Genomic DNA, 4,930 nt, shown 5'->3' with positions numbered 1-4,930 from the left:
CGGAGATTTCACGGCCCAGCTGGTGGACGGCCAGAGCCTGGGGCTGGTCTACCGCTCGCCCGGCCTGAGCCCGGCCGCCGTGGCGCCCGTGGTCGACACGGCCCGGGCCCAGGGCCTGCCCGTGGGCGGCGAACTCGATCTCTTCGCCATGGCGCTCAAGGCCCTGGCCGCAGCCCATGGCTACCGTCCCACCGTGCTGGGCATTACCGGGACCAATGGCAAGACCACGGTCACCTCGCTGACCGGCCAACTGCTGGAGCATGCGGGCCTGCGCGTGGCGGTGGCGGGCAATATCGGCCCCACGCTGCTGGACACGCTGACCCAGGCCATCGATGCCGAAACGCTGCCCCAGGCCTGGGTGCTGGAGCTGTCCAGCTTCCAGCTCGATGGCGTGCAGATGTTCGAGCCCACGGCCGCTGCCGTCCTCAATATCACCCAGGACCACCTGGACTGGCACGGCAGCCTGCGCGCCTATGCCGATGCCAAGGCCTGCATCTTCGGCAGCAGCGGCATCATGGTGCTCAACCGCGAGGACCCCGAGGTCATGCGCATGCTGCCGGCACCCGTGGTGCCGCCGGGCAAGCGCCAAAAGCCCCAGCAGCGCGCCCACATCACCTTCGGCGGCGACATGCCGCGCCGCCCCGGCGACTTCGGTCTGGAAGTGGTCAGCGGCATGACGTGGCTGGTGCGCGCCCATGAGGCCGACGAAACCGCCAAGGGCAAGAACGCCGAAGACCTGTACATCCAGCGCCTGATGCCCGCCGACGCGCTGCGCATCCGCGGCCGGCACAACGCCATCAATGCCCTGTCCGCCCTGGCCCTGGCCAGCGCGGGCGGCTGCACGCTGGCGCCCCTGCTCTACGGCCTGCGCGAGTACCGGGGCGAGCCGCACCGCGTCCAGCCCATCGGCCGCGTCAACGGCGTGGAGTACTACGACGACAGCAAGGGCACGAACGTGGGCGCTACCGTGGCCGCGCTGTCGGGCCTGGGGCCTGACCACCGCATCGTGGTCATCCTGGGCGGTGACGGCAAGGGCCAGGATTTCTCTCCGCTGGCCGCACCCGTGTCGCGCCACGTGCGCGCCGCCGTGCTGATCGGCCGCGACGCGGGCCGCATCCGCGCTGCGCTGCAGGACTGCGGCGTGCCCCTGGTCGATGCCACCACCATGGCCGATGCCGTGGAGCTGGCCGCCTCTCGCGCCCATGAAGGCGACGCCGTGCTGCTGTCGCCCGCCTGCGCCAGCCTGGACATGTTCCGCAACTACGAGGACCGGGCCCACCAGTTCGTCGATGCCGTGCGCGCGCTGGCGCTGGATGCCGGGCATGAACTCGGAGGTGCTGCATGAGCGCGATGAACGCCATGAACCAGGCCCTGGGCCGCATGCGCTCCTGGTTCGGAGGCGCGCAGGAAAAGGCCATCGACGTGCTGCCCGTGCGCCTGGGCGGTCCCCAGTACCACCGGCCCACGCAGACGCCGGCCAGCGTGCTCGGCCTGGACCAGGCCCTGATCTGGGTGGTCATAGGCCTGCTGGCCTGGAGCCTGGTCATGGTGTATTCGGCATCGATCGCCATGCCGGACAATCCGCGCTTCGGCAAGATCGCGCCCACCCATTTCCTGATGCGCCATGCCATGTCCATAGGCATGGCCTTCGTCGGCGCGCTGCTGGCCTTCCAGGTGTCCATGGCCACCTGGGAGCGCATGGCGCGCAAGCTCTTCCTGGTGTCCCTGGTCCTGCTGGTGGCCGTGCTGATCCCGCACGTGGGCACCGTGGTCAACGGCGCGCGGCGCTGGCTGTCCCTGGGCATCATGAACTTCCAGCCGTCCGAGCTGGCCAAGTTCGCCGTGCTCATCTATGCGGCCGACTACATGGTGCGCAAGATGGAGGTCAAGGAGCGCTTCTTCCGCGCCGTGCTGCCCATGGGGCTGGCCGTGGTGCTGGTCGGGGTGCTGCTGCTGGCCGAGCCCGACATGGGCGCCTTCATGGTGATCGTGGTGATCGCCATGGGCATCCTGTTCCTGGGCGGCGTGAACGCGCGCATGTTCTTCCTGATCGCGGCCCTGGTGGTGCTGGCCTTCGTGCTCATCATCGCCACCTCCGAATGGCGGCGCGAGCGCATCTTTGCCTACCTCAATCCCTGGGATGAAAAGCATGCCCTGGGCAAGGGCTACCAGCTGTCGCATGCGTTGATCGCCATCGGGCGCGGCGAGATCTTCGGCGTGGGCCTGGGTCGCAGCGTCGAAAAGCTGCACTGGCTGCCCGAGGCGCACACCGACTTTCTGCTGGCCGTGATCGGCGAGGAATTCGGCCTGGTCGGCGTGCTCCTGATCGCCGTCACCTTCCTGTGGCTCACGCGCCGCATCATGCTCATAGGGCGGCAGGCCATTGCGCTGGACCGGGTGTTCTCCGGCCTGGTGGCCGAGGGCATTGCGATCTGGATGGGCTTCCAGGCCTTCATCAACATGGGCGTGAACCTGGGCGCGCTGCCGACCAAGGGACTGACGCTGCCCCTGATGAGCTTCGGCGGGTCGGCCATCCTCATGAATCTGATAGCGATAGCGGTGGTGTTAAGGGTGGACTACGAGAACAAGTTGCTGATGAAGGGAGGGCATGCATGACGCAGTCCACCTCTCAAGGCACGCAACGCCAGCGCACGGCCCTGATCATGGCCGGCGGCACGGGCGGCCATATCTTCCCGGGCCTGGCCGTGGCCCAGGCGCTGCGCGAGCGCGGCTGGAACGTGCGCTGGCTGGGCGCCCCCGGCTCCATGGAGTCCCGCATCGTGCCGGCCCAGGGCTTCCCGCTGGAGACCATCGAGTTCTCGGGCGTGCGCGGCAAGGGCATCATGACCCTGGCCTTTTTGCCCATGCGCCTGCTGCGTGCCTTCTGGCAGGCGCTGGCCGTGGTGCGCCGCGTCAAGCCCGACGTGGTCGTGGGCCTGGGCGGCTACATCAGCTTCCCCGGTGGAATGATGGCCGTGCTGGCCGGCAAGCCCCTGGTGCTGCATGAGCAGAACTCCGTGGCCGGCATGGCCAACAAGGTGCTGGCCAGCGTCTCCCACCGCATCTTCACCGCCTTCCCCAACGTGTTCCCCAAGGGCCGCTGGGTCGGCAACCCCTTGCGCCAGGCCTTCACCGAGCAGCCCGCGCCCGAGCAGCGCTTTGCGGGCCGCAGCGGACCGCTGCGCCTGCTGGTGGTGGGCGGCAGCCTGGGCGCCAAGGCGCTCAACGAGATCGTGCCGCAGGCGCTGGCCCTGATTCCGGCCGATGTGCGCCCCGTCGTGCTCCACCAAAGCGGCGCCGCACAGATCGACGCCCTGCGCGCCAACTACGCGGCGGCAGGCGTGCAGGCCGAGCTGACGCCCTTCATCGACGATACGGCCCGTGCCTTTGCCGAGGCCGATGTCATCGTCTGCCGCGCCGGTGCCAGCACGGTGACCGAGATCGCGGCCGTGGGCGCAGCCGCCATCTATGTGCCTTTCCCGGCCGCCGTGGACGACCACCAGACCGCGAACGCGCGTTTCCTGGTCGATGCCGGTGGTGGATGGTTGATGCAACAAAGCGCACTGACTGCCCAAAGCCTGGCCGAAATGCTACAAAATATGCAGCGTGCGACGCTGCTGGAGCGCGCTGGAAAAGCCAAGAAAATGCAAAAGACCGAAGCCACCGCCGAGGTGGTCGCCGCCTGTGAGGAACTGGCCGCATGAAGCACGCCATTCATCACATCCATTTCGTCGGCATCGGCGGCGCCGGAATGAGCGGCATCGCCGAGGTGCTGCACAACCTGGGTTACGCCGTCTCGGGCTCGGACCTGTCCGACAGCGCCACGCTGCGCCGGCTCGCAGGCCTGGGCATTGCCACCCACGTCGGCCATGCGGCCGCGAACATCGAGGGGGCTGACGCCGTCGTCACCTCCACCGCCGTGCAGTCCGACAACCCCGAGGTGGTCGCGGCGCGCACGCACAAGATCCCCGTCGTGCCGCGTGCGCTCATGCTGGCCGAGCTGATGCGCTTCAAGCAGGGCATCGCCATCGCAGGAGCCCACGGCAAGACCACGACCACCAGCCTGGTGACCAGCGTGCTGGCCGAGGCCGGGCTGGACCCGACCTTCGTCATCGGCGGCAAGCTCAACAGCGCGGGCGCCAACGCCAAGCTGGGCCAGGGCGACTACATCGTGGTCGAGGCGGACGAGTCCGACGCCTCCTTCCTGAACCTGCTGCCCGTGATGGCTGTCGTCACCAACATCGACGCCGACCACATGGAAACCTACGGCCATGACTTCGGCCGGCTCAAGGGCGCCTTCGTCGACTTCCTGCACCGCATGCCGTTCTACGGCCGCGCCATCGTCTGCGTGGACAGCCCGGCCGTGCGCGAGATCCTGTCCCAGGTGGCCCGCCCCGTGACCACCTACGGCTTTGCCGAGGACGCCCAGGTGCGCGCCCTCAACGTGCGCGCCGAGGCCGGCCGCATGCATTTCACGGTGCGCCGCAGCAACGGCCAAAGCTATCCCGACCTGGACGTGGTGCTGAGCCTGCCGGGCGAGCACAACGTGCTCAACGCGCTGTCGGCCGTGGCCGTCGCCATGGAGCTGGAGATTGCCGACGAGGCGCTGCTGCGCGCCTTCGAAAGCTTCAAGGGCGTGGGCCGGCGCTTCCAGCGCTATGGCGAACTCCCTGCAGCGGACGGTGGCATCTTCACCGTCATCGACGACTACGGGCACCACCCTGTCGAGATGGCGGCCACGCTGGCTGCTGCGCGCGGCGCCTTCCCGGGCCGCCGCCTGGTGCTGGCCTTCCAGCCGCACCGCTACAGCCGCACGCGCGATTGCTTCGAGGATTTCGTCAAGGTCATCGGCCTGGCCGATGCCGTGCTGCTGACCGAGGTCTATGCGGCCGGCGAGGCGCCGGTGGTGGCGGCCGATGGCCGCTCGTTG

At 68.7% G+C, this 4,930-nt stretch carries 4 protein-coding genes; all 4 read left to right on the top strand.

Features of this window, described 5'->3' with window-relative positions; genetic code table 11:
- Nucleotides 1-1,345 (top strand): UDP-N-acetylmuramoyl-L-alanine--D-glutamate ligase (gene murD / locus L995_RS30090; RefSeq protein ID WP_047475118.1); only part of this gene is annotated, 1,345 nt, incomplete at its 5' end.
- Nucleotides 1,346-1,350: 5 nt separating this feature from the next.
- Entirely contained in the window at nt 1,351-2,616 is a 1,266-nt protein-coding gene (ftsW, locus tag L995_RS30085) for a putative lipid II flippase FtsW (RefSeq protein ID WP_017404612.1), read from the top strand.
- Complete coding sequence (gene murG / locus L995_RS30080; protein ID WP_016448031.1) at nt 2,613-3,704, top strand: undecaprenyldiphospho-muramoylpentapeptide beta-N-acetylglucosaminyltransferase; 1,092 nt, start codon at nt 2,613-2,615, stop codon at nt 3,702-3,704. The genes ftsW and murG overlap by 4 nt, the downstream gene beginning before the upstream one ends.
- Nucleotides 3,701-4,930 (top strand): UDP-N-acetylmuramate--L-alanine ligase (gene murC / locus L995_RS30075; RefSeq protein WP_047475116.1); only part of this gene is annotated, 1,230 nt, incomplete at its 3' end. The genes murG and murC, both read left to right, overlap by 4 nt.

It is taken from the genome of Delftia sp. ZNC0008 (assembly GCF_000799035.1).
In the GTDB taxonomy this organism is placed as follows: Bacteria; Pseudomonadota; Gammaproteobacteria; order Burkholderiales; family Burkholderiaceae_C; genus Comamonas; species Comamonas tsuruhatensis.
This window is presented reverse-complemented; position numbering and strand designations above follow the sequence as displayed.